This is a genomic window from Sulfuricurvum sp. (assembly GCF_031427015.1).
Classification (GTDB): Bacteria; Campylobacterota; Campylobacteria; order Campylobacterales; family Sulfurimonadaceae; genus Sulfuricurvum.
In genome coordinates this window covers 45,433-70,802 of sequence record NZ_JASJOW010000005.1, presented here as the reverse complement: position 1 = coordinate 70,802, position 25,370 = coordinate 45,433, and the positions used below count along the sequence as shown (strand labels likewise).

Genomic DNA, 25,370 nt, shown 5'->3' with positions numbered 1-25,370 from the left:
GTAATGTCCGTAAAAATTTTAGATGTGATAAAGCCGGGAGTAATTTTCGGTGATGATGTACAAAAACTTTTTGAAATTGCAAAACAAAAAGGATTTGCACTCCCTGCGGTCAATGTTGTCAACACCGATTCGATCAACGGTGTCCTTGAAGCGGCCAAAGTGGTAAATTCACCCGTTATTATCCAGTTTTCCAACGGCGGGGCAAGCTATTACGCCGGAAAAGGGCTTAGCAATGAGAACGAAAAAGCGGCTATTGCCGGAGCTATCGCGGGAGCGTTGCACGTTCATGCCATGGCAGAAGCCTACGGTATCCCCGTCATCTTGCACACCGACCATGCGGCACGCAAACTTCTCCCGTGGATTGATGCCCTCCTCGATGCCGGAGAAGCCCATTACAAAACTCACGGCAAACCGCTTTTCACCTCTCACATGCTCGACCTTTCAGAAGAATCCCTAGAAGAAAATGTTGCAACGTGTGTGGAATATATGAAGCGCATGGATCAAATCGGTATGACCTTGGAGATCGAACTCGGCGTTACCGGCGGAGAAGAAGACGGTGTTGACAACTCCAATATTGACAACGCCCTCCTCTATACCCAACCCGAAGATGTTGCCTATGCGTATGAGCGACTAAGTGCTATCAGTAACCGATTCACCATCGCCGCATCGTTCGGAAACGTTCACGGTGTGTATAAACCGGGTAACGTCGTCCTCACTCCAATCATCCTTAACAACTCTCAAAAATACATCCAAGAGAAATTCACTACCGCTTCGGATAAACCGGTTAACTTCGTATTCCACGGCGGTTCAGGCTCTACCCACGCAGAGATTCGTGAAGCGATCGGCTACGGTGTTATCAAAATGAACATTGACACCGATACCCAATGGGCAACATGGGAAGGGGTCAAAGACTATTATGAAAAATATAAAGCTTATCTCCAAGGGCAAATCGGAAACCCTGAAGGGGAAGAGAAACCGAACAAAAAATATTACGACCCTCGCAAATGGCTACGTAGTGGTCAAGAAACATTGATTAATCGTGTAAAAGCCGCATTTGAAGATTTGAACGCGATTAATCGAAACTAACTCAACTCTCTTCTTCTCGTCATCCCGTACTAGATACGGGATCCATTACTCTCATTTTTAGACTAAAGGTATTTGTGGAGCTCCACACCATTGTGCAATAGAATTGTATTTTTTTGCAATTATTTTTAAATTATCATAGCCATTAGCAACCGTATTTAAAAAACTATTTATCGAACTTCCAGTCTTATTGGATTCCTCTATAAACTCCCTAATTTTAATTAACGAGGAAGATTCTTTGAGTTGATCTTTATTTTCAGATTTTTCAATCTTCTGCACATCATTAGCGATTGTATTCAAATATGATTTGAGTACAGTATCGTGGCAACCAACAATAAGTTCGTTAATATTTTGTGAAATTTCTTTAATGTCTTTTGCAATTTCCAATTGGATAATTTGATTCATATCGATTGAAATAATCGGAGAAAAATTTATATGACTTGTTGATGAATTATTTTGCATTAATGCACTTTGAAACCAACTTTTGACGTCTATTAATTCCTTGTCTCTATATTGTAGTTGCTCTTTTTGTGTTTCTATTCTTAAATGTGCAATTCTTAATTCATTTTTCAAGTCCAAGATTTGAAGCTGTGTATCCAAAAGAGTTTCTGGTTCTTTTTGACCCATTACAACTAATTCATAATTGTGAAGCAACTTCTCAATAATCTCTTTATCACCATCTTCTGTTTCAACAATCATTGTAACGGAATGAGTATTTTGCTCAATTTTTATTTTTACGTTTTTATCTGGATATTTTTCTCGTACAATGGTTCCAAAATAATTTAATATTCCAAGTCCTGCTTGATAATACTGAGGTTCGAATTCTAGACATCTATGAATCGGCGCAATATATTCGGCATCATATATGTTTAAAAGATCAGTATGAGATTTTAACAATACAGATACTATTTCATTAATGCATATATGGATATTACTTTTAAGATCAAATTTCGTATAAATTCCAATAAATTGTGTTCCATCATCAATGAAACTTTCGACTTCTACAAATATTGATTCATTACTCAATTTTGAAGATAGTAATGGTGCATAGGTTCGTAAACTTATATTATTTAACCAATCTTCAAATCTATAACTCAGCGTACAATAAACTGCTAACTTATTATCCTTATTTGCTACATTAAAAAGAAAAAAATATGGGAATGAATCATTATTATAATAAACAGGAAAAGCGATGTTTTCAATAAGTTCTTCCCCGTATAAAGAGCTAATATCTTCATACGGGACATCTTGACTATTGAAAATAAGATCACAATCTAGATAAAAATGTTTTTCAACACCTGTTAAAGTTAATTCATTGGTTTCATGACGAGACAATGCGTATTCATATTTATTGAAAAGTAATACATAACTTTTATCATCTATTTTAGATAATTCCATAATACTTTTTTGCACAAAAAACATCCTAAAGATCAATATAAATAATTATATCTGTTTTAAGTATATTAAATGAGTTCAATAAACCTCTTTACGATGTCCGATACGGATGATCGTAATAAGAATTTTTTCTTCGGTAATCCGAAAAATTACCCGATAATCTCGTACCCTCAGACGAAATTTTCCGCTGTATTCCCCTTTTAATGCTTTGATATTGTTTTTAAGCCTATCGGGATCGGTTGCAAGTAAAATGATTTTTTCTTTGAGTTGTTTTTGGATGACACGATCCAACTGCGAAAGCTCTTTTTTTGCGGAAGGCAAAAATTCAATCGCATACATCGTTTATATTCCCAACTCTTTCCATACCTCTTCGGCACTGATCGGCGTTACAGAACCCTCAGCCACCTCTCGTAAACGTTTGTCAGAGATTTTCTCGTCCAGCATATCAAAATAGAGCATAAGGGCATTTTCAATCACATGACTCTTTTTCTCGTTAAGCTCTTTAGCCAATGCATTAAGTTCATTGGCTACGCTGTTATCGAGGGTGATACTCATTTTGGTTACATTAACGTACTTATTCATTAGAACCCCTTATCCGATAATTATATGGACAATTATACTGCTAATTATATTTTAATGTCAAGGTTTATAAAATTTAAAGGAGTTCCCGCCTAAGCGGGAAAGTAAAGAAGATTATTTAGTGTAGATAATTCTCGCTTTTTCACGAAGCAAAGACATTTTTTTCTCCATGTGTGCTTTAAACTTATCCATTTTAATACGTTGTTCTATAAAACTTTTTACACTCTCAAAACCTAACTTTTTAGCCGGTTTTTTATCTTCGATATAAATGATGTGATAACCGAATTGACTTTGTACGGGAACAGAGGAGATCGACCCTTTTTTCATTCCAAATGCGGCATCATTAAATGAAGGAACCATTTGTCCGCGTGGGAAATAACCTAAATCCCCACCTTTAGCCGCACTCGGCCCTATCGATTTAGTTTTGGCTTGTGCCATAAATTCCTGCTTAAGTTTTTCACCGCGTAATGTTTTTAGCATCACGATTATGGACTCTGCTTCTCCTTTACTTTTTACCAAAATATGACGAGCATGAATTTTCTCTTTATCGATAAACTCATTTGGATTCGCATCAAAATAGGCTTTTATCTCATTGAGGTCAACTTTAATCGCTTCAAATTGCTCTTGCTCCCACATTTTTGCGGCAAGTTGTACTTTTAAACGGTTCATCAACGTATCATATTCTTGTTTATACTCTTTCGAATCCAATACACCTGTTTTAAGTGCGTCATCATACACCAGTTCCTGAGCGATCATCCCTTCGATGATCCGATGACGTAATTCGTTTTGCTTATCGGCAGGAAGAGATTCAAAACGCCCTTGTGTCCCCTCCAATAATACTTTATTCACCTCTTCAGAGGTAATTTCATCTCCGTTAACTGTTACCAAAACAACCGCCGATACACTTTGTCCAATAAGCATCATACTCATTGCTAAAGCGACACAATATCGTTTCATTGTTTTTTCCTTAAGGGGTATCGTATGAGAGTGCCATACTACTACATCCAAGCCCTACATTAGCGCGGCATGCTTGAGTGTAGAGGGTTGACGCTTTGTATTTATTCTGTGCTATCCCTTCCCCTTTTTCATACATCACACCGAGGTTATAACACCCGATACCGTTTCCGCTCTCGCAGGCTTTGGTAAATGCCTCAACGGCATCAAAATACCTTTTTTGTTCGAGCGCTATTTTCCCCTCATCTAACGTATCGGCAAAACACACCGATACAACTGCCGTTATGATGAATCCCATACTCTTTTTCATAATTCCATTTCCTTATTTTTTGATGTTTGAATACTAACTTTGACCCTATAAGTATTATTGTTTATGGGCACTCCTTTGATCAAATTTATTTGGGAGAATGCTCACGGAGCAGGTCATACCTGCAGAAAGAGTGAGCCCTTTTGGGACTTCATCAATGTGAATACGTACGGGAATCCGTTGTGCCAAACGAACCCAAGTAAAAATCGGATTGACATTGGCCAAAAGGCGACCGTCCGTTACATTATCGCGATCTGAAATCCCTTTTGCGATGCTTTCTACATGTCCTTTTATGACGTATTTTGTCCCCAGCATTTTCATCTCTGCTTTATCTCCGATATGGATCAAGGAGAGTTTATGCTCCTCAAAATAGCCATAAACCCAAAATGATCCTTTCGTGATAAGGGCCATATGCTTTTCCCCAATATCAATATAGTCCCCTCTTCGAAGCAGTAGATTGGATACCCAACCCTCCACAGGTGCACGAACCGAGGATCGTTCTAGGTTAAGCTTCGCAGTCTCTACTTGCGTTAAGGCCTCCTCATAACGCGCATAAGCCATTTGAGCATCATAATACGCATCATCCCTGCTTTCTGCCGATACAACCTCATCACCGGCATCACGACGACGCTGAGCCTGATGTTTTTTCATCTCATACTCCGCTTTTCGCGTTTTGGCAACGGCATCGGCTTGATGCACTGCATGGTGAAACCGCTCGGTATCAATTTGATACAGCAGTTCCCCTTTTTTAACAAATTGATTGTCAACAACGGCGACACGACTTACCAATCCCCCGACATCAGGCGCGATCATAACGACATCGGCACGAACACGACCATCACGTGTCCATGGAGTATTCATGTAGTTTTCCCACAACATTAATCCTAAAAATACGGCAAGAGAAACAATGAAAAAGGTGATCAAAAAACGTAAAAGTTTCGATAATTTGTTATTTTTGTTCATCAGAAATCCTTAGTGATAAATAAAGAGAGACGGAATAGTAAAAATACAGATAAACACTGCGGTACGAAATAATCCTGGGTGCCATACATGATTGTAAAAACCGGTATCCGACATGACGCGATCAAACAAAATTTGTAATACGGCACTGGCTGTAAAAATCGGTAGAAGTGTGGGCATTTGGATACCGAATAAAGTAATATCTAGCGGCATGAATCCTCCGTTATCATAGGAAATGAGTCAACCCTCAACAATGCTGTTCGTATGAGCGCAAATTCTGTTATCAGACTCTGCAATCGATTCGAATGCCCATTTTCACTTAGACGAAGATCATCAAGAATATTTTGCAAAGTGTTGAGCATCGTATTTCGTAGTGCTTCGGACGGTGTTTCAAAAAATACTCGGATTAACTTCAACCCGTTATCGATACTTTCATAGCGATATTGAGGGTGTAACCGCTGAAGAGTTCGTCGTATCGACACGATAGCCCGTCCGATTTCAAGTGTTAAAAGGAGCCATTCGAATACAAGGCGGCTGGAGCGCATATTCAGCCGTCCTTGTGTGGAGAACTGCTGAACGAGGTCACGTCCGGTACTCTCCAATGCACTGCGCCCAAGAGTAAGCTGCCCCTCACAAAGCGTTACGATTTGACGACGAAGTATCTTTGCAACACGGCGCTGCGTCAACGAACATGACCAGAAATTGACAAGCAGATACGCGGCTCCGGCAAAAATGATACCGATCAAATAGGCTAAAGAACTCTCTAAAAATAGAGTCGGATCGATTTTGAAATAGGGATCAAGTGCACATTCATACATAAACAAAAAGATAAAACCGAGGGCAAATCCGCTCCATTTCGGTTGAGTCGTCCACCATGCTACCAGTGCCAAGACGGGAGCGAGTACTAAACTGAGGGTTAAAAGATCGGAAGTAAATTCCGGAATAATATAAAAATCATACACAGCGGCAAGGAGAATGGCACTCACCCCCCCTTTGAAAAAATTGATAACGGCATCCAGCGGACTTGGAAGTGTCCCGATTAAGAGCCCGATAACGACAGCCAAGGTGATGGTGAATGTTGCATAAGGCCACCCCGTCGCAATCCAAAATCCCATAGTCACCAATAATACGCCGCTCCCACGCAATGCCGCAAGCGCTACTAGAACATTATCCGTATGGGTTGAAAATCGAACGACACGGTTTAATTCATTCGATGTTTTACCTGATAACCGATGTTTGAGAAGCGATAGATAGGTCACACAGTGGATATGCAATTCGTTCAAGAGCCGAATCATCAAATACGATGTTGCTATAAAAGCATCATAAGTATCTTCATCCAAAAGAGGTTGCAGTCGTTCTTCCTCCCTTTTTACTCGACTTATAATGGTATTTTTTACCTCCAAGAGTTCTTGAATGATACGGTTCAAATCATCGGCAGAAAACACCGTAGAAGAGAAGCGCTTCAGACTTGATGCAATCGGAGCATACAGATTGATCAACGTATCCGTTACCTCTTTGGAAGTATTCGGTTCAAGGAGGCGAATCATATTTTTTAGAGAGTGAAAGGTAGTTGATAAATTCATATATTCATGATTAAGATGCTGCGAGTGCTGACGATCTTTTCGATCCGCTCCGCTCTCATATGCACTGTTAATTCGGATGGCATGGAGACCGACAACACCGCTCGAAAATCTTGCCGTCTGCGCGTGTGCATCTTCATCAGTACCAAAAATCGAATCGGGATCGGCAAGCGTGGAGAGGACATTGCCGAAACGTTCCCTCTCAGCAATGAGGAGTGAATCGGAGAGATGACGCGGAAAGATAATGTCACTGATAATCGTTGCGCACATAATGCCCACAACCACTTCCGAAAAACGCGATACGGCGATGTCGAATACTTCCAATGGCGTTTCGATGACGGGAAGGGCTACGATACAGAGGGTATATCCTGCCAATACGAATCCATACGATTGAAAATTGCGATATTTGAATCCTGCTGCGGTACAAATACCGATCCAAAGTGCAAAAAATCCGATAAACCAGATCGGATCTTGGGCGAACATCCCCATAAGCACCAATGAAATCCCTACGCCGACAATCGTTCCGACAACGCGATAATAGCTTTTTGAAAAGACTAAACCGCTTTGCGGCTGCATCACAATAAAAACGGTAAAAATGGCGGTTCTCGGATCAGGAAGATTCAATTTCATCGAAATCCAAAGCGCGATCAGTCCGGCAATTGTCGCCTTAACCATATAGATCAATATCGGGGCATCAATGCTTAGCCATTCGTGAAGTGTCCGTTTCCACGGGAAAGCCTTAGCCGAAATCATTAGGGTTTTATCGGCTTGCATTGGTATCCTCGTTATCGGTGTAACCGCCGCCCAATGCTTTTATCAAATTGATTTGAAGCTCTGTTTTAATTTCATTGAGCGAGAAGGTTTTAATTTGCGTTTCCTGCGTGATTTTTTGGGCAGATAGATAAGGAAGTTTATTACTTAGCCCTTGTATAAACTTTTTACGTGCAATGGATTCATTCGCACTCTTGGCCATTATCTCCTCATCATGAAATTGCCGCTGCGACTCGAGGAGTTTCGATTGTTTGAGTAACACAACGACCTCATTGGCTGCTTTGATGAGTGCCTGATTGTAGTCATAAACAGAAGCGTTGTAGTCACTGACACTGTTTTGCAAATTTCCGTTTCGCAGCCCCCAATCAAGAAGGGGAAGGGAGAATGCGATCCCGGCTGATGGGGTATAGGATGAGTGATCAATGAGTTTTGTCCAGCTAAACGAGGTGAAGCCGATAAGCCCTGAGAGGCTTATATTCGGATAAAACTGTGCTTTGCTCTCCTCAATGGTGTGGCTTTTACTCAAAGCTGTGTATTTTGCGACGGCAACGTCAGGACGGTGAGCTATGAAGTTCAACATAATCTCTTTAGGGATCGGCAATTTAAATTCATGATGAATATGGGGAACCTTCAAGGTATCCGCGCGGGAGGGGAGAAATCCGCACAGCACGCACAGTGCCTCTTTTTTCCCTTCTATGGAGCGTTTCAGTTCTTCACGGCGCTGCTTGATTTGTGAAAGGGAATTTGTTTTATTATTAATCTCCATCGCATCGATCAGACCGAGTTTATACTGTTTTTCAACTATCTTTATCTCTTCGCGGGTAGTTTGCTCTATCGTACTCAACAGACTCAGTTTTTGTTCATCATAGTTCCAAGAGAGATACGTTTCGCAGATAGCACTGCTAAGAGCGATTTTTGTCGCTTCGATGGCGGCTCGTTGTGCCAGAGCAGTGTTTTTGGCGGCAAGAATACGGGAACTACGTGCATTCCAAAAGTCAAAATCGTAATTGAGGGATAATTGAGGTTGGTATTGGTTGTTCGTACTTCCCCCTAACGGTGCGGGGAAAATATGGTTTTCACTAAAGCGTTCTCGAACCACGCTTGCATCGACAGAGAGATGGGGAAGATTACGGGATTGAACCGATTCGATGATACTATTGGCCTGAGCGTATCGCGCTTCAAGCGTTAGTAGATTCGGCGCTGAAGATAACGCTTCTTCTATCAGAGAATCGAGCTGTTCATCCCCGAAGTTTTCCCACCATTCACGTACAAGATATTCATCGTTACCCTCGAAAAGATTACGATTTTTTTCCAAATCATTAGTAACATCCCTCTCCTGTATTAGGGAAGCTTTTTGAATTGCCGGGACACACCCCAGTAAAAAAAACGGTGTAATAAAGAGAAACAGTATCCGTAAATAGTCCATTATTTTGTACTTTTGAGATTCTCGTATATCAATTGAAGCGTATTAGAAAGTTCGTTCTTTTGTTTGGTTGAGAGACCGTGTAACGCTTTATCCATAACCTCCTCACCCATTTTAACAAGCAAATCACGAAGCTTTGCCCCCTCAGGTGTAATGGTAACAATGTACGCTCTTCGATCGTTTTCTTTTGCAATCCGTTTTACCAACCCTTTTAATTCCAATTTATCGAGCATCAAGGTGAGATTGGATTGTTCAAAATAGGTATCTTGCGCCAACTCTTTTTGAGTCAGCCCCTCTTTTTCACTTAGCCGGATTAGAATAACTCGGTGAGCATACGACAGAGCGTACGGTTTTAACTCATTTTCGAATTCATTTTTGAGAACATTACGCGCTTTGGCGATGAGAAAAGCTATTGACTTATCGGATTCGAAACTCATAACAATCCTTTGTGAAAAATTTTCGGGATTGTAGATCAATGGAGCTTAAATAGTTATTATAATAACTATTATGTTAGTAATTAAATAAAATGGAAAATACACAACTCCAAAGAACGATACTAAAAATAAAAAGGAATAGTTAAAAAGTAAAGATGGCGAGGGAGATAAAAGGGGTCCCGCTCGTAAGCGGGATTAGAGTAAAGAGGTAATTATTTAGTATAGGTGATTTTTGCTTTTTCGCGAAGTGAAGACATTTTTTTCTCCATCGTTGCTTTAAACTTATCCATTTTCAAACGTTGTTCGATAAAGTTTTTCACATCTTCAAATCCAAGTTTTTTTGCCGCTTTTTTATCTTCAACATAGATAACATGGTAACCGAACTGGCTTTGTACCGGAGAAGAGGACATTGTCCCCTCTTTCATAGCAAATGCTGCATCATTAAAAGAAGGAACCATTTGTCCGCGAGGGAAATAACCTAAATCCCCGCCCTTCGCTGCGCTTGGTCCGGTTGATTTTGATTTAGCTTGAGCAATAAACTCATTTTTGAGTTTCTCTCCGCTTAATGCTTTCATACTTCGGATAACTGCTTGTGCTTCTGCTTCGGTTTTTACCAAGATATGGCGTGCACGAATTTTTTCTTTGTCGACAAATTCATCCGGATTCGCATCAAAATAGGCTTTTACCTCTTTGGCATCGACTTTAATCGCTTCAAATTGCTCTTGTTCCCATACTTTTGCGGCAAGTTGCACTTTTAAACGGTTGACCAATGCTTCCAATTCTTGTTTATACTCTTTAGAATCAAGAACACCCGTCCGTTTAGCGTCGTCATAAACAAGCTCTTGTGCGATCATTCCTTCGATAATACGTTGACGCAATTCGTTTTGTTTATCAGCCGGTAGAGAGTCAAAACGTCCTTGAGTCCCTTCCATCAATACTTTATTTACTTCTTCAGAGGTAATTTCATCCCCGTTAACAGTTGCCAAAACAACTGCCGATGCAGACTGTGCACCCAACAATAAACCCAAAATCCAAGCGGCATAATATCGCTTCATTGTTATCCTTGTATTTGTCCCCTCTATTCAAGGGGGATTTGATTTCGGCATTATAATACATTTGTCAGTATAGTACGCAAAAAACAATCAAAATTAAACGAGTTTTCCCTCGCCCTTTTATCCGATAATTTTTAAATGTTACAATACGGCTAAAAAATGGGATACTCAGCATGAAGAAGGCGACAAAAAAAGAGATTGAAGCACTTAAATCAACTCTTTTGGAACGATATTCAGAGGCGGTAACAGAACTAAGTTACACCAACGCTTTTGAATTGGTCATCGCCGTATCACTCTCTGCCCAATGCACCGATAAACGGGTCAATCTCATTACTCCTGCATTATTTAAAGCATTTCCGACACCTAAAGACCTCGCCAATGCAGATATCGAAGAGGTAAAACGGCTCATTCAAAGCTGCTCTTTTTTTAATAACAAAGCTATCAACCTCATCGCTATGGCAAAAAGAGTGGTGGAGGTCTACGGAGGAGAGATTCCCTTAGATGAAAAAGAGCTTATAACCCTCGGCGGAGTTGGACAAAAAACAGCCCACGTGGTTCTTATCGAATACACCCAAGCGAACTTAATGGCAGTCGATACACACGTCTTTCGTGTCAGCCACCGTTTAGGGCTCAGCGATGATGTGAGTGCCACCGCCACCGAAGCAACCCTCGTCAAAAAATTCAAAACAAATCTTCATCAATTGCATCAGGGTCTCGTACTGTTTGGCCGCTACATCTGCACGGCCAAAAACCCAAAATGCGATAGTGAATGTTTTTTAAATGCGTTCTGTAAAAGTAAGGACGGCTTTAAACCCAGATGAGATACAATATCCGTATGAAAAAATACTATTTATACCTTTTAGTGCCAATTTTTTTTACAGGGTGTTTCAACGAACGGGGAGTAAGTCTACGTTATTACAACGATTGTGAAGAGTATTATGATGCTCAGGGTTATTACCATAAGCAATGCGATAAAAACATTTTGGATTATTCGGATATTAAAGAGGGGCTGCAGCCTAATTCAAATCCGAACCGAGGCAGCGTAAGATAATACGTTATTTAATCGCGATAAAAGTGGCAAAATTTGCCCATCGAAATAATACTTCACACGTTTTAAACCCGTTGTTTTTTGCCATTTGAATATTTTCATTCATAGTGTAAGGGATCAAAACGTTTTCAAGGGCTTCGCGTTTTTGTACAATCTCATATTCGCTGTACCCCTGCACTTTTTTGAAATCATAATAGCAATCAATCAGCTCTTTGTTGAGCTTCGGATCTTCGCTCACCACTTTCTCACTAAAAATAAAAACGCCTCCCTCTTCTAGCGCTTCATTGATGGTTCGAACCAACGTATCGCGTACCATCGGACGGATAAACTGCAAGGTATAGTTACTGATAATCACTTGCGCTTTCTCGTAAGGAAAGAGGAGAATGTCTCCCTCATATAACTCAATACCTGAGCCATAAACTTCGATTTTTTTTCGTGCATGTTCTATCATTGCGGGAGAATTATCGATACCGACCAATCGAACCTCATTTTGCTTATCATGAGAGCGTTCAATCTCCAGAAGCAACGATGCGGTTGAACATCCTAAATCGTATACGGTTCCGCCATTTGAGAGGGCATTGAGTGCAAAGCGGCGGGTAAGCGACTGCGACTCTTTATAAAAGGGGACGGATCTGAGAAGCATATCATCAAATACAGCGGCAACATCCGCATCAAATTCAAACTGTTTGGATATGGGTTTAGTAAATAAAGTATCGGTTTTCATAAAGGTAATTGTAGCGTAAAGGGGAGCAGTTTTGAGGGGCACACTAAGTGACGAAACAAATGTTTGTGCCCCTCGCAAAATTAAAAAGCAATTTTCAGTCCATTAAAATCAAAACAAGGTTGCAGGTGAGTTCTCTTCATTTTTTTTCCCTTTGCCCGGTAGAGATTTGGTTTCACCGAAAAAAGTGATCTCATTTTCACGTAAAATTCGGATAATATTGGTCGTCCCGGGAGTTCCGATCGGATATCCCGCCGTGAAAATGTAGGTATTTTTTTTATCGATAATATTACGCTTCAAACCGCTTTGAATGATGTCGCTAAGCATATCTTCTATACGCCCTTTTTTGATCAAATATGCCGGAACGACACCCCAAACGATAGTCAGCAATCGTGCGACCCTCTCTTCGTGCGTCGCCGCATAAATCGTCATTTTCGGACGGTAACGGGAAAGCTTTTTCGCGGATGCCCCCGATGAGCTCATAGCGATAATCCCCTCCGCATTGAGTGAGTCTCCCAACCGAACCGCGGATTCGTTGACTCTGTCCATCGCATCATCGTAGCCGAAATTAAATTTTTCATACGGGTAAATTTCCTCGATTGCCTGAATCGTATTAACCATCGTCTCAACCACCAACACCGGATTATGCCCTACGGCACTCTCTTCAGAGAGCATCACCGCATCGGTTCCATCTAAAACCGCATTGGCGACGTCGCTAATCTCTGCACGCGTGGCGGACTCTTTTTCCGTCATTGAGAGAAGCATTTGCGTTGCCGTAATGACCGGTTTGGAATGGGCATTGGCTTTGTCAATCAACATCTTTTGGATCGTCGGAACACGATAATAAGGTACTTCTATCCCCAAATCACCCCGTGCGACCATTAATCCATCGGAGTGGCGCAAAATTTCATCGATATTCTCAACCGCATCAAATTTCTCAATCTTCGCAATCAGTTGCACCTCTCCGCCGTATGAACGGACAACCTCTCGGGCGTTAATCATATCCTGCGCATTTTGAACAAAAGAGATTGCCATAAAGTCAACGCCGTTCGCAACGCCCCATCCGATATCCCGTCTGTCTTTTTCGGTCAAAATATCGATCCCCAAACGGGTATTGGGAAAATTGATCCCTTTATTCGAAGTGAGTTTACCTTTATTTTCGATAATCGCTTGCACATACACATCATTGATATCGACGATGCGGGCACGGATTAATCCGTCGTATAAATAGATAAAATCTCCTACATGCAACATCCGGAGAATATCGCTTTGATTGATCGAGAGGCGGTAACGGTTATCACTTATTTTCTCCCCTTCGCACGTCTCATAATGAAAATCGATACAATCGCCGCTTTCTAAATGAAACTCTTCCCTCAGCTTTCCGACACGGATTTTTGGACCGCTGATATCTTGCATCACCCCAACGATCAAGCCTGTTTGACGCATTGCAATCCGGATATTGGCTAAGACCTCAGTATGATACTCGTAAGTACCGTGAGAAAAATTGAGGCGGAAGACATTTACCCCTGCTTTGATTAAGGCGGCAAGCGTCTCTACATTATCAGATGCCGGACCGACCGTTGCCAAGATTTTGGTTCGTTTTTGCATTATAAAGTTACCCGTTAATAGATGTTTTCGGAAATAGTAACACACTTTTAGGTCATTCAAGAAACCATCTCGATCAAGTTTTAGCCATTCTCCGTGTTTTTAGAATAGATTAAACGTTGCGCCACTTTTTTGGGTAATATAACATCTACCATATCCTTAAGGAGGATGTATGCGTTTTACGGTTGATGAATATGCCAAAACTTTTAAAATGTCCAAAGAGATGATCCAAAACAAACTTCGGACCAAACGTCTTAACTATATTATTGAAGGGGGCATTACCTATATTATTGTCCCTAGAAGTTCTTTGAATGAAGAAAAACGTCAAGAGCTTGCACAGAACATTAAATCTGTCCCCTCTATGCCCGCTCCTCAAAAAACAACGGTCGGCATGATTATCGCTCTCTACCAAAAAGAGAATCAGCAACTAAAACTCAAAATCAAAGAGCTCGAATCTAAAATTGATCGTCTTGTCAATGATAAAGAGCAGATGCTGATTGCCGAACGTGAACGGATCGAAGAGATTTATACCGCTAAAGATGAACAACTTAAGAATCTTTTGGAAGTCATTAATACAAAACTCCTCCTCTCACGGGACAACAGTGTACAGGATGTTGATATCACCTCTACCCCGCCAATCGCATCCTCACTTTCAAGTGGGATTATTGAGCTTAAACGATATCTTAAATTTATCGGTATGGGTTCAGAAGAGCGCAAAGCGATAAAACGTCGCTTTGAACTCTCCTACGGAAGTGATGTCCGTATTATCCAAAAAGAGGGTGAATTCTACGTCGATCTTTCCAAATACGACTATACCGACTTTCTCTCCTAAGGGATATTTTCCCTTCCCTTTCTAACGTTTCCCACACACTTTTCCCTTCTCTTTTACTTTTTTAATACCCATTTTTAAATCGTATCTTCACTTATTGCCCCTCATAACCTTTTTCTTTTCACTCATTGCCATTCAACAGGTATTTAAACATACGGTTTATCGTATATTTAATACATATTAATGATTTAAAATGTTGGTATAGTTTATGCTATACATGTTTTTGTGTAGTTTATATACACATAGTGATTATTTATACGATATTTTAATTATATTTTATACGTTTTAATGTTTATTTTAAGAAAAGGATATTACAATGGAGCGATGGAAATGAGTGATCTTTTTAATCTTCTTCACAATGCCGTTGAGGCTGGGCGTAACGGTAAGAAGATTTCCCAAAAAGATATGGCTTCAGAGCTGGGAATTTCTATGCGAACGTATCAAGACTGGCGACTGGGAAACGCCAAACCGCAAGCCGCCAAAGCCGTACTTGAAATGCTTGGGATGCTTGAGGATGATGAAATCATTCGTGTAGTACGAAAAATCAATAAGTTAGGAAACAAATCATGAGCAGTTTGAGTGAACAAGAACGTATCGGGTTGGAAGAAGTATTTTTATCGATCTCTTCATCGGAAAATTTTGTCCAAAAGTGGTCACTTTGGAGCAGAAGCTTCACCCTTGATTTTAATACTAAAAAATTGGTATCCCCGCTCACATTGACTCAAAGTTCAAAAAAATGGCTAAAAAATAGCCTAAAAAACCACAAAATCACAAAACTATTCAATAAAATACAAAAAAGAAGAAAATTTTAAGGTAAGAGATATTAAAGTATTCGCGGCTAAAACACTTTTCCCTCTCTCTGCACGTGTGTGGCGGAGGCTTCTGTGTTATTCGCATATCTAAATTAAGGGCAATAAATGAATAAAGCACAATTCGTAGAATTGGTTCAAAAAAGCGGTAGTTACAAAACTAAAGTTGAAGCTGAAACAGCTATTAAAGCTTTTACTGAAGCGGTAACTGCAGCACTCGTTGCAAAAGAAGAGGTTTCTTTAGTAGGATTCGGAAGCTTTACGTCTACTCTCCAAAAAGGGAAAAGCGGTAAAGTTCCTGGTACGAGCAAAACTTACAGCACCAAAGATAAAATGGTTCCTAAATTCAAACCGGGCAAAAGTCTTAAAGACAGCGTAGAAGCCGGAAAATAATCACCCCTTAATAATGCCGAAGCGCTTTTGCCTTCGGCTTATTTTACTGCTTTGCTCTCCTAATTCTTGTGTTTATTTATCTTTAAAATCAGTTATAATTGTTATTTTAAAGCTACACGTTAAAGAAGGTATAGGTGTTTTTCTCCTTTTTAACCCGTTTTCTCCAAAAAAAATCGCTAACGGATGATACACTACAACAAGAATCTCCTGCACTCCAACTCACCTTTTTTCAAGAAATAGCAGAAGAAGCCGATGGACTCTTTTATAAAAATTTTGATTTATTTTACCAAGACACCGCGACTCAGATCGATCTTTTAGTGTTTATACCCGATAGAGGAATTTATTTCGGAGAAAAAATATTCTGGGATTTAGCAACGCTAAACGGAGCAAAAATTGAGCGTGCCTCGAACAAGGGGAAAAAGAGATCTTCTACCCATTTAGACACTACTGAAACACTCTTACATAATAAACTTGAAGCAATACTCTCTTTTGACTCAACCCCTATCGAACGATTTATTTGGATGCCTTCACTCAAAGAAGAAGATTTCGATACGTTAGACTCCTCTTTTCATGAACTTCTTCCCAAAGAGCGACTCATATTTTCTAATACATCCAAAGAATCGATGTATCAGAAGCTCACTGCTCTAATAACACAACGAAACGAACCGTATGCCACCCTAAAAGTAATGGGTTCACTTCAATCACATACTTTGCTTCTCCCTACAAAAGAACAACCCTACGGTGCTTTTCTCTCACAAGAGCAACAGCTCTTTCTGGATACCGATTACACCGATACGGTAACAACACTTTTGGGTGAGTATAACAGCGGTAAAAGTACCCTGTTAGTTCGTAAAATACTCCTTTTACTGCTCAAAAATTCCGAAGAAAAAATTTTAATTATTACTCCAACCCTCATCGGGGGTGAAATTCTACGTCACGAACTCATTGCATTGGTCGAATACGCGATACTCAACATCAACCTCCCATCACTTAGTTTTTATACACCGGAAGCATTAGAAAGGATTGAAGAGTTAGATGATTTTCAAAATGCTTCGATTATTATCTGTGATGATTCTCATATCATGGATAATCTATTGATTGAGAGACTCATAGAACATCGACAAAAGCGCTGGCTCCTCTTGTCTGCACAGAGCGAAAAGAGTCCGCTAGCCCATTCAGCGGTTATTTTACATAATCAGTATCAAAAAAAAATACCCTGCAAAAGAATTTCATCCTCCGCTGAAAAAGTTCTTTCAACATTACTATCGGAACTAAGTCTCCATTTACAATCTACCTCTGCGGAAACCATCATGGTCATCCTCCCACGTGCTCATCAATTAGAAGTGTACAAAAAGGCTATAGAGGAAGCTTTACATCGAAATTCACATATTCTTACCTCTGAATTTAGCTTACAATACAGGAGTCTTGATAACCTCATCCTGAGTCTCCCCGAAAATACGTATGGACTTCATCTCCCCCATATTTATATTATCGGATCGGAAGAAGAACAAAATTACACCTATCTGCTAAGCCGTGCATCAGAAAGTGCGACTATAATCTCTTTTTCAAACCCGATGGGAGAGCACAATGACTAAAATAGTAAAAAGCGATGCAGAGTGGCAACGTCTGCTCTCAGACGAGGCTTATCATGTTGCTCGTCAACATGGGACGGAAAGAGCGTTTAGCGGAGAATACGCATCCTTTAAAGGAGATGGTATCTACCGATGTGTCTGCTGCGAATCACCGCTGTTTGATTCCACTGCCAAATTTGATTCGGGTACCGGATGGCCGAGCTTTTATCAGCCTCTTGCCCCCGATGTACTCGAAGAAAAAAAAGACATCAGCCACGGTATGATCCGTGTCGAAGTCCTATGTGCGACTTGCGATGCCCATTTGGGTCATGTTTTCCCAGACGGTCCTAAACCGACCGGACTACGTTATTGTATGAATTCGGTTTGTCTTAACTTTATACCACGTTCACAGGAGTCTTAATGCGATTATTACTTAGCTTATTGTTGGCGGCCACGTTCTCGTTTGCCGCTTCACACCCAAAAGTTCTTCTCGAAACCACTCAAGGGAATATTACCTTGGAACTGTATGAAGATGTCGCTCCGATGGCGGTAGAAAACTTTACTACCCATGTCAAAAACGGTTATTACAACGGATTAACCTTTCACCGTATCATTAAAAACTTTATGGTTCAAGGGGGTGATCCGACCGGCACCGGCGCAGGGGGAGAATCCATTTGGAAAAAACCTTTTAAGGATGAATTCAAATCCGGTGTTGTGTTTGATAAAGCCGGTATTTTAGCCATGGCAAATGCCGGACCGCGTACCAACGGGAGCCAATTTTTTCTTACGACTGCACCGACTCCGTGGTTAAACGGCTATCATACCATTTTTGGTCGAGTCATCGCGGGTATGGACACACTCGGTAAACTCAACAATGTTCAAACCAACGGTCAACGCAGCGGTGACAAACCTCTTCAAACTCAAAAAATTATTAAAGCTACCTTACTCCCCTAATCGCATCTGTATTGCCCGTCAAAGTCTTCTCAAAGAGACAAACGGGCATAATTTGTAATCATTTCGTAACCTTATTGTAATGGTTTCGTAATAATATTCCGTCCCTCGTTTACAATCTTAATGCATGGAGCATTCATGTTTTCTCGCGACAACCTCTTTTTCGGTGGTATCTTTGTTCTTATGACCGCAATTTTCATGGTCTGGGGATTTAACTATCTCGAAAATAACTATACTCTTTTTGTTTTGGCTACCCTTTTCGGGATCTTCATGGCTTTCAATATCGGCGGTAACGACGTTGCTAACTCATTCGGTACCAGTGTCGGTGCAAAAACCCTCACCGTTAAACAAGCCCTCATGATTGCGGCTATTTTCGAACTCGGCGGAGCTATGCTCGCCGGGGCTGAAGTCACCAATACTATCCGAAAAGGGATTGTCGATATTTCCGCCATGAATTTTGATCCTATGCTGCTCGTTTTCGTTATGATGGGCTCCCTCCTCTCAGCGGGAACATGGCTCTTGTACGCTACCTTTAAAGGCTACCCCGTCTCGACAACGCATGCTATTATTGGAGGAATCCTGGGGGGCTCCATCGCGCTTGGATACGCGACAATGGAAGTAGGAGAATCGGTATTCGGTTTAGTCCACTGGGATCAAGTGGGTAAAATCGCTATTAGCTGGGTTATTTCTCCTGTTTTAGGTGGGATGGCATCATACGGTATTTATTGGTATTTAAAAAAATACATCCTCGATTACAATGATACAGTTGAAGCACATATCGTTGAAATCAAAGAACAAGTATCTGCGCTGAAAGCTTCCTACAACGAAGCAACAGCAACCGCTGAAGAACAAGGACGTTTTGAAGAGCAAATGCATGAGCTCAATCGTCTTAAGAAAAAGCAAAACGCTTTTTATGCCCTTCGTACCCATGCTCCGATTGTTGCGGCATTTGGAACGGCAATGATAGCAGGAATGCTCTTGTTCAAAGGGCTTAAACATGCTAATTTAGGTCTTAATGATGCCCAAATCTACATGTTACTAGCTGTTCTTTCTACCCTTATGTACGGGGTTGTTTATGCAATTATTAAAGTCATGCACAAAGATACTCCGCATAAAGCAACCATGCGCGTCTTTAGTATGCTGCAAGTCCTCACCGCATCCTCTTTTGCGTTTAGTCACGGAGCCAATGATATTGCAAACGCTATCGGACCCTTTGCTGCAATTATCGATATTTTAGCGACAGGCAATATTAATGCCGAATCACCTGTTCCCGTAATTGCTATGGCAACTTTCGGTATTGCTCTTGTAGCCGGATTGTGGTTTATCGGAAAAGAGGTCATCCAAACCGTTGGAAGTCGTATCACCGAGATTTTCCCGATAACGGGATTTGCTGCAGAGCTCGGGGCTACATTGGTCATTTTGTTTGCAACCGTATTGGGTATCCCTGTTTCCTCAACCCACATCCTCGTCGGTGCTATCATCGGTATCGGAGTCCTAAACCGCGACGCAAACTGGAAATTGATGAAGCCGATCGCCATGGCTTGGATTATTACCTTGCCTGCAGCCGCAGGTATGGCAGCCCTCTTCTTCTTTGCTCTTAAAATAGTATTTGGCTACTAAGCCAAATACCTTATCCACTCAAAAATCACTTCAACCCCTCTTTTTCCTCTCTAAAATTATAATAATTATCCTCTTTATTCATTGAGCTTCCTCTATAAAAGAGGAATTGTAAAAAGGTATTGAGGGGAAAGTTACGAGGATTATTTTTGAAGTTTACTTAGGGCATCTAAAATATTATTTTGTTTTGCTTGATCAAGCGGCGCATCATTCGAAACATACATATAAAATTCTACCCTTCTGTTCTTAGCCCGATTCGTTTCACTCGTATTTTCAGCAACCGGCTTAGCCGATCCGAATCCTGCAGTCGAGAGACGCTCAGGTGCGACACCGTTACGAATTAATTCTCGCATCACCGTATCGGCTCTTCGGCTTGATAATTCAATGTTATCGGCATAAGCTGCACCTCTAGGAAGCGGTGAGTTATCGGTATAACCGCGAACCGAGATATCAACGCTCGGAGGAAGCGTATTAATAATGTCAGCAATGCGTCTAAGGAACAAATGGATCTCTTCATTGTCTATTGTCGCATTTGCCCCTTTAAAAGGGATAGAGGTAGGAAGTTTTAATAAAACTCCATCCATACTTTGATCTAACGGTCCGGCACCCATAGATGCGCTTTTAAGATCCTGTTGAATTTTTTGAATTGCTTCGGATACAACTTGACTGTCCGGAACCGGTGGTGAACCTACCAACATAGAGCCTCCGTCCGCGACAGGAGCTGCTCCGGCAGGATTCGCCGTCGCATCCGGTGTCGGCTCACTCTCAGTCACCATATTCATAACCGGAGTAACCGATTCAGGGACCGGAGCATAATCATAGATTTTTACAAACTCTTCTTTGACTGCTCTAATTTTTTCGGTATTAACCGAAGCAATAGCAAAAAGTGCAATAAAAAGGGCAAGGAGAAGACTAAAAAAGTCGGCGGTAGGAACCGCCCATTTTTCACCCGCTTCACACTCAGGACACTTTTTACACTTATGTTTTTTAGCCATTAGTTACTCATTAGTTAAATTGGCTGTGTTTTTCTTCCGCAGGCGAAAGAAAATTCAATAATTTTGCTTCAAGGGTACGAGGATTATCACCGTGAACAATCCCGATAATTCCCTCTAACATTAATTTTTGTTCTTTGACGATATGGTGTGATTTTGCGATCATTTTTCTTCCCCACGGCCCTAAAAGGACGTAGGATGAGAAGATACCTGTTACGGTTGCGGTAAATGCCCCCGCGATACCCTGTGCCATCTCTGCGGGGTTATCAAGTTTTTGAAGCGCGAGGATCAGACCCAAAACCGCCCCGATAAGACCCATAACCGGAGAAGTCTCTCCTGCAAGAAGCCAATAATGCCCACATCCGTGATAATAATGTTCCGTCTCTTCGATTACGAGTTCAAGGGTTTCAACAATGGTATCGACTTCATTGCCGTCAACCGCCATGCTAAGTCCCTGTTTCAAAAATTCATTATCAAGTTGAGCCACTTTTTGTTCCAAGGATAGAAGACCGTCACGTCGTGCCATAGTGGATAATTCAATAATTTGTTTGATTCTTGAATGTAAATCAATAGGACTTTTTTTAAAAACGATAGGACCAAGATTTTTAAAAGCACCTTTTACGAATTCGCCATCCGTAGCAACTGCTGAGGCTGCCATTGCCGTCGGGAAAATAACGATCAATGAAGCTAAGTGGATAATATGGATCGGATTCCCACCATCTAAAATATCCCCAGTCGAAATAGATGCAACTGCGATCAGCATACCTAAAATAACCGTTAAATCCACGTGACTCCTTCTCGTTCAGGGTAATTATTATACATCCTTGTATTTACCCGTAATTATTGCATTCATTGTACCTTGTTTTCACTAAAAAATAGTGCTAAAGTCTCTATTTCTTGTTAAAAAAAGTATACAAAATTTTAATCAATACCATCAGAAAAATTCCGCTTCCCATGCTTGCCACAATAAATGCATAGTACTCATCATGAGTAATCGCATTGGCTTGATACCCTAAAGTAGCGATAGCAACCGTAAACGTAAGCGGCATTGAATCACTCAGGGAAAATAAAATTGTGTTTTTAAATCCCAAATATCCGCTGTACGCAACCAGTGAACTGATGAGGCGAATACCGATTATTGCACCGGCTATAAAAAGGGCGAGTTCTAAGATTTTCACATCGGTAAACGCATCCAATGCAAGGGTCGAACCGACATGGATAAAGAAAATAGGGACTAAAAATCCAAATCCGAAAGAGGAGAGTTTTTCAGGAAGCTCTGTTTTATGTTTAAAGTAAGTAGCAATAAACATCCCTGCCAAAAACGCCCCCAATACAACATCGATTTTGAGATAAAGCATTACGGCGACCATAATAAACATCAATGCCATTGAGAAACGGATATCTTGATCTTTCCCGTCATCATGAGGCATAATAAGGGTCTTCAGTCCAGGATACCACCAAAATAAGATTCTGATTCCGCGAAAAAAGAGGACAAAAGCGATCAAAAATAAAAAGAGTCCTCCCAGAGTAAAAGCAAACTCGCGGTTATACCCATATTCCAACCCCCCACTTAGAATGGTTAGTGCCATAATACTGACCAATTCACCTATAATCCCTATATTGAGTGCTAATGCTAACCACGGTTTATCTTTACCGTATTCCTTGACCAATGCCATCAGCATACCGAGTGAAAAAATCGGAAAGGCTACCAAATAAACAGCACTTAGATCAAGATACAAAAAGAGTCCAAGAGAACACCCGTATAACATAAGAAAATAGATAATTGTACGGCGCAAAAGGGAAGATTTCTCAAAACCGAAGGCTTTCAGATTAACCTCCATGCCTGCCAAAAACATCAGGTATAAGAATCCTACTTTTGCAATTATTTTAAAGAGTTCATTTTCAACCAGAAAGCCGAAATATCCAGCTAAACTTCCGAGCAAAATTTCAATCACGACTACCGGTATTTTAGTGACACGTGACAAGAATGGTGAGAGCAAAACCAAAAGAGATAAAGTAATAATAACAACGGTATTGCTCATCCTTATCCTCTCAGCGCTTTCCAAACATTAATCGCTTGCACATGCTCTTTTACATCATGCACGCGCAAAATTGTGGCACCCTCTTCGATCGCTTTGAGATGAATGGCGATACTTCCTGCCAAACGCTCGTCACTTTTTGATGGGGAAATAGCATCGATCATCGATTTACGGCTTGCGCCCACTAAAAGTTTTTTCCCTAAACGCAAAAAATGGCTTTGATGGGTAATTAGAGTACAATTATCTTCCGTACGCTTCCCGAAACCGATCCCGCAGTCGAGAATCATATCTTTGATACCAAAAGCGTCCCCTTTTTCGATACGCTCACGAAAAAAATCCTCTACATCGCTGATAACCGAAGAGTAGGAGGGATTTTCCTGCATACTTTTTGGGTTCCCTTGCATATGCATAATGATAGCGGTAGCACCGTAACTGCCACAAAGACGTGCCACCTCATCATTGGCTAATCCTGTAATATCGTTGATAATATGAAATCCTCTCTCCAGTGCATAGTGGATAACGAGAGGTTCGTAGCTGTCGAGACTAAGGCGTGTTTTTTCATAGAATTTTTGCTCGTACAGAGCATCAATGATTGGAGCCACACGGGAGAGTTCTTCCTCCGCACTCACCGCTATCGAACCCGGACGGCTCGATACACCGCCGAGATCAATCATATCGGCACCCTCTTCGATCATCGTCTCGATCCGCTCTATCGCTTTGCTCCCTTGAAAACGGCTGCCATGGTAAAAACTATCCTCATTCGCATTCAAAATCCCCATAATCGTGATCGAATCATCCCGTTTCAAATGACAAAAACTTTCCAGCTCCTCGGAAAGCTGTTTCAGCCCAAAAGGTTGTGCTTTCTCTTTTTTAACCAGTTGCTGTAATTGACGCTCCGTAGCGATTAACACCACATCAACGTGAGGAGTAGATGCGGTAACCGTCCCTCGAGGAACCGCTAAATCGGCACCGATACTAAGGGCATCTTGTTTAAGAATATTAGCCCCTCCGACATGCAGTTCACGGATACGTATCACATGTATGTGCCCTTTATCCTCCAAGATCGAAACACCGCCTCCGTCTACACCGATACGTTTGAGTTCACGGCGCATATCAATACTATTGGAGAGTTTTTCAACGACCACGTTTGACCTCTTTGATAAAATTCATCAAAACAATCACCAACACACTCTGAAAACGACTGTTCAACTCAATCAGCCGAAGTGCTTTGTCAAAACCATCAAGTTGCTGTGTTGAGAGAGAAAGTTTTTCAACATGGATTGCCTGATACATCAATCGCTCTATTAGCTCTTTAGCGTCATGTTTCTTCAATCGGTCATGCTCTTTTACAAAAGCGAATAATCCTGAAAGGTCAAGATTTTTGAGAGCTATAGATAGTGATTCATGTATGTGGGGATGATGTTCTTGGGAGAGGCTTAAGCGAGAACGTACCGTCGGAAGAAAAGTACTTTTATTCGGAGCGAGCAGAATAAAAATGATATTTCGAGGAGGCTCTTCGAGGATTTTAAGAAGGGCATTTTGTGCCGGAACCGTGAAACTTTTAGCTCCGAGAATCAATGTTTTTGTATTCTCTTCGCTTTTATAAGCTTCCGAAATTACCTCTTTGGCGTCTTCGATTTTAAAATCGTCCCGCATAAAGGTAACACACCGCAGAGGACGACGAGACTCTTCAATCTCTCGTGCGCGTTCTTCCATTTGGGCCGTAATGAGAATTCCGCCCCGTTCATTCGCGAACATTGATCTCCCCAAATAAAACGGCACTGAGAGTTTTGTCGAATAAACGGTAAAGCTGAAGCAATTTTACATCGATTAACGGATCGTGTGAACGAAGTACCAAAGCATTTTGAAACCGTTCATCCATAATCCATAACAAAGAGTTTGCATTGCGTTTGGCAATATCAGCACGGCGATCATCCCCGCGTCCAACGTACCAAAAGAAATATTCCCCTTTAAAAGCGATATCAAGCATATCGCTAATCATATCAATTGCCTCTCCGCCACTAATATGATCATAGTGGGGATAAAGAGAGTCGATACAAACGATAGGAATCATCGGACGATCTTGAGTCCGTTTATTGAGAGATGACGTAATATAATGGGCAAACCATTTACGATCATGATCGGTAATAAGTACAAGACTTTTTCCTCCCATAACCTGATCCATGGCATTAGCAATTGCAGGGGTCCACTCAAAACGTTGTTCCTCAAACCAACTCATCGACGCTCCCTCGGAGCG

The 25,370-nt window shown here is 41.0% G+C and carries 28 protein-coding genes; 9 read left to right on the top strand and 19 right to left on the bottom strand.

Going from position 1 to position 25,370, the window contains the following annotated elements:
- Window positions 1-3 precede the first annotated feature (3 nt).
- A complete protein-coding gene (fbaA, locus tag RMO68_RS10175) occupies window positions 4-1,086 on the top strand; it encodes a class II fructose-bisphosphate aldolase (RefSeq protein ID WP_310440643.1) in 1,083 nt (360 codons plus the stop codon).
- A 57-nt stretch (window positions 1,087-1,143) separates the two neighbouring features.
- On the opposite strand, the gene RMO68_RS10170 is transcribed toward fbaA, so the two are convergent.
- The 11 genes from RMO68_RS10170 to RMO68_RS10120 form a co-directional block, all read right to left on the bottom strand.
- Window positions 1,144-2,496 carry a hypothetical protein gene (locus tag RMO68_RS10170; RefSeq protein ID WP_310440642.1) on the bottom strand — a complete coding sequence of 451 codons (1,353 nt, stop codon included), beginning with the start codon at window positions 2,494-2,496 and terminating at the stop codon, window positions 1,144-1,146.
- A gap of 60 nt (window positions 2,497-2,556) precedes the next feature.
- The gene (locus tag RMO68_RS10165; RefSeq protein ID WP_310440641.1) at window positions 2,557-2,817 is read right to left on the bottom strand and encodes a type II toxin-antitoxin system RelE/ParE family toxin; all 261 of its coding nucleotides are present in this window, start codon (window positions 2,815-2,817) and stop codon (window positions 2,557-2,559) included.
- 3 nt (window positions 2,818-2,820) lie between these two features.
- Window positions 2,821-3,060, bottom strand: coding sequence for a CopG family transcriptional regulator (locus RMO68_RS10160; RefSeq protein ID WP_310440640.1), 240 nt, complete (start codon window positions 3,058-3,060; stop codon window positions 2,821-2,823).
- A gap of 111 nt (window positions 3,061-3,171) precedes the next feature.
- Window positions 3,172-4,014 carry a peptidylprolyl isomerase gene (locus RMO68_RS10155; protein WP_310440639.1) on the bottom strand — a complete coding sequence of 281 codons (843 nt, stop codon included), beginning with the start codon at window positions 4,012-4,014 and terminating at the stop codon, window positions 3,172-3,174.
- A gap of 10 nt (window positions 4,015-4,024) precedes the next feature.
- Window positions 4,025-4,321 (bottom strand): hypothetical protein, encoded by a 297-nt coding sequence (locus RMO68_RS10150; RefSeq protein ID WP_310440638.1) that lies wholly within the window; start codon window positions 4,319-4,321, stop codon window positions 4,025-4,027.
- Between the two features lie 54 nt (window positions 4,322-4,375).
- A complete protein-coding gene (locus tag RMO68_RS10145; protein ID WP_310440637.1) occupies window positions 4,376-5,281 on the bottom strand; it encodes an HlyD family secretion protein in 906 nt (301 codons plus the stop codon).
- Between the two features lie 9 nt (window positions 5,282-5,290).
- Window positions 5,291-5,491, bottom strand: coding sequence for a DUF1656 domain-containing protein (locus RMO68_RS10140; RefSeq protein ID WP_310440636.1), 201 nt, complete (start codon window positions 5,489-5,491; stop codon window positions 5,291-5,293).
- A complete protein-coding gene (locus RMO68_RS10135) occupies window positions 5,482-7,632 on the bottom strand; it encodes an FUSC family protein (protein WP_310440635.1) in 2,151 nt (716 codons plus the stop codon). Before RMO68_RS10135 ends, RMO68_RS10140 begins: the two co-directional genes overlap by 10 nt.
- Window positions 7,619-9,055 (bottom strand): efflux transporter outer membrane subunit, encoded by a 1,437-nt coding sequence (locus tag RMO68_RS10130; RefSeq protein WP_310440634.1) that lies wholly within the window; start codon window positions 9,053-9,055, stop codon window positions 7,619-7,621. Before RMO68_RS10130 ends, RMO68_RS10135 begins: the two co-directional genes overlap by 14 nt.
- Window positions 9,055-9,489 carry a MarR family transcriptional regulator gene (locus tag RMO68_RS10125; protein WP_310440633.1) on the bottom strand — a complete coding sequence of 145 codons (435 nt, stop codon included), beginning with the start codon at window positions 9,487-9,489 and terminating at the stop codon, window positions 9,055-9,057. The genes RMO68_RS10130 and RMO68_RS10125 overlap by 1 nt, the downstream gene beginning before the upstream one ends.
- A gap of 209 nt (window positions 9,490-9,698) precedes the next feature.
- Window positions 9,699-10,541: a peptidyl-prolyl cis-trans isomerase gene (locus RMO68_RS10120; RefSeq protein ID WP_310440632.1), complete on the bottom strand. Its 843-nt coding sequence runs from the start codon at window positions 10,539-10,541 to the stop codon at window positions 9,699-9,701.
- A gap of 170 nt (window positions 10,542-10,711) precedes the next feature.
- Here RMO68_RS10120 and nth point away from each other — a divergent pair, with 170 nt between their 5' ends.
- Window positions 10,712-11,359, top strand: a complete 648-nt coding sequence (gene nth / locus RMO68_RS10115; protein WP_310440631.1) for an endonuclease III — start codon at window positions 10,712-10,714, stop codon at window positions 11,357-11,359.
- Between the two features lie 234 nt (window positions 11,360-11,593).
- Here the strand turns inward: nth and cmoA are convergent, their stop codons facing one another.
- Window positions 11,594-12,310 carry a carboxy-S-adenosyl-L-methionine synthase CmoA gene (cmoA, locus tag RMO68_RS10110; RefSeq protein WP_310440630.1) on the bottom strand — a complete coding sequence of 239 codons (717 nt, stop codon included), beginning with the start codon at window positions 12,308-12,310 and terminating at the stop codon, window positions 11,594-11,596.
- Between the two features lie 108 nt (window positions 12,311-12,418).
- Window positions 12,419-13,915, bottom strand: a complete 1,497-nt coding sequence (pyk, locus tag RMO68_RS10105; RefSeq protein ID WP_310440629.1) for a pyruvate kinase — start codon at window positions 13,913-13,915, stop codon at window positions 12,419-12,421.
- A 169-nt stretch (window positions 13,916-14,084) separates the two neighbouring features.
- Between pyk and RMO68_RS10100 the strand changes: the two genes are divergently transcribed.
- The 7 genes from RMO68_RS10100 (at window position 14,085) to RMO68_RS10070 (ending at window position 20,085) form a co-directional block, all read left to right on the top strand.
- The gene (locus RMO68_RS10100) at window positions 14,085-14,744 is read left to right on the top strand and encodes a hypothetical protein (protein WP_310440628.1); all 660 of its coding nucleotides are present in this window, start codon (window positions 14,085-14,087) and stop codon (window positions 14,742-14,744) included.
- A 321-nt stretch (window positions 14,745-15,065) separates the two neighbouring features.
- Entirely contained in the window at window positions 15,066-15,311 is a 246-nt protein-coding gene (locus RMO68_RS10095; RefSeq protein ID WP_310440627.1) for a helix-turn-helix transcriptional regulator, read from the top strand.
- Between the two features lie 347 nt (window positions 15,312-15,658).
- Window positions 15,659-15,943, top strand: coding sequence for an HU family DNA-binding protein (locus RMO68_RS10090; RefSeq protein ID WP_013459477.1), 285 nt, complete (start codon window positions 15,659-15,661; stop codon window positions 15,941-15,943).
- A gap of 134 nt (window positions 15,944-16,077) precedes the next feature.
- Window positions 16,078-17,538, top strand: coding sequence for a hypothetical protein (locus tag RMO68_RS10085; protein ID WP_310440626.1), 1,461 nt, complete (start codon window positions 16,078-16,080; stop codon window positions 17,536-17,538).
- Window positions 17,531-17,935: a peptide-methionine (R)-S-oxide reductase MsrB gene (msrB, locus tag RMO68_RS10080; RefSeq protein WP_310440625.1), complete on the top strand. Its 405-nt coding sequence runs from the start codon at window positions 17,531-17,533 to the stop codon at window positions 17,933-17,935. The genes RMO68_RS10085 and msrB overlap by 8 nt, the downstream gene beginning before the upstream one ends.
- Window positions 17,935-18,468, top strand: a complete 534-nt coding sequence (locus RMO68_RS10075) for a peptidylprolyl isomerase (RefSeq protein ID WP_310440624.1) — start codon at window positions 17,935-17,937, stop codon at window positions 18,466-18,468. Before msrB ends, RMO68_RS10075 begins: the two co-directional genes overlap by 1 nt.
- Window positions 18,469-18,603: 135 nt before the next feature.
- Window positions 18,604-20,085, top strand: coding sequence for an anion permease (locus RMO68_RS10070; RefSeq protein ID WP_310440623.1), 1,482 nt, complete (start codon window positions 18,604-18,606; stop codon window positions 20,083-20,085).
- A gap of 140 nt (window positions 20,086-20,225) precedes the next feature.
- Here the strand turns inward: RMO68_RS10070 and motB are convergent, their stop codons facing one another.
- The 6 genes from motB to RMO68_RS10040 all read right to left on the bottom strand — a co-directional run bounded on the left by motB (window position 20,226) and on the right by RMO68_RS10040 (window position 25,352).
- The gene (gene motB, locus RMO68_RS10065) at window positions 20,226-21,077 is read right to left on the bottom strand and encodes a flagellar motor protein MotB (RefSeq protein WP_310440622.1); all 852 of its coding nucleotides are present in this window, start codon (window positions 21,075-21,077) and stop codon (window positions 20,226-20,228) included.
- 10 nt (window positions 21,078-21,087) lie between these two features.
- Entirely contained in the window at window positions 21,088-21,861 is a 774-nt protein-coding gene (motA, locus tag RMO68_RS10060) for a flagellar motor stator protein MotA (protein ID WP_310440621.1), read from the bottom strand.
- A gap of 103 nt (window positions 21,862-21,964) precedes the next feature.
- A complete protein-coding gene (locus RMO68_RS10055; protein WP_310440620.1) occupies window positions 21,965-23,116 on the bottom strand; it encodes a cation:proton antiporter in 1,152 nt (383 codons plus the stop codon).
- Window positions 23,117-23,118: 2 nt separating this feature from the next.
- Window positions 23,119-24,258: a dihydropteroate synthase gene (gene folP, locus RMO68_RS10050; RefSeq protein WP_310440619.1), complete on the bottom strand. Its 1,140-nt coding sequence runs from the start codon at window positions 24,256-24,258 to the stop codon at window positions 23,119-23,121.
- A complete protein-coding gene (locus RMO68_RS10045) occupies window positions 24,248-24,871 on the bottom strand; it encodes a DNA polymerase III subunit delta' (protein WP_310440618.1) in 624 nt (207 codons plus the stop codon). Before RMO68_RS10045 ends, folP begins: the two co-directional genes overlap by 11 nt.
- Window positions 24,858-25,352 carry a HobA family DNA replication regulator gene (locus RMO68_RS10040; protein WP_310440617.1) on the bottom strand — a complete coding sequence of 165 codons (495 nt, stop codon included), beginning with the start codon at window positions 25,350-25,352 and terminating at the stop codon, window positions 24,858-24,860. The genes RMO68_RS10045 and RMO68_RS10040 overlap by 14 nt, the downstream gene beginning before the upstream one ends.
- Window positions 25,353-25,370: the final 18 nt, after the last annotated feature.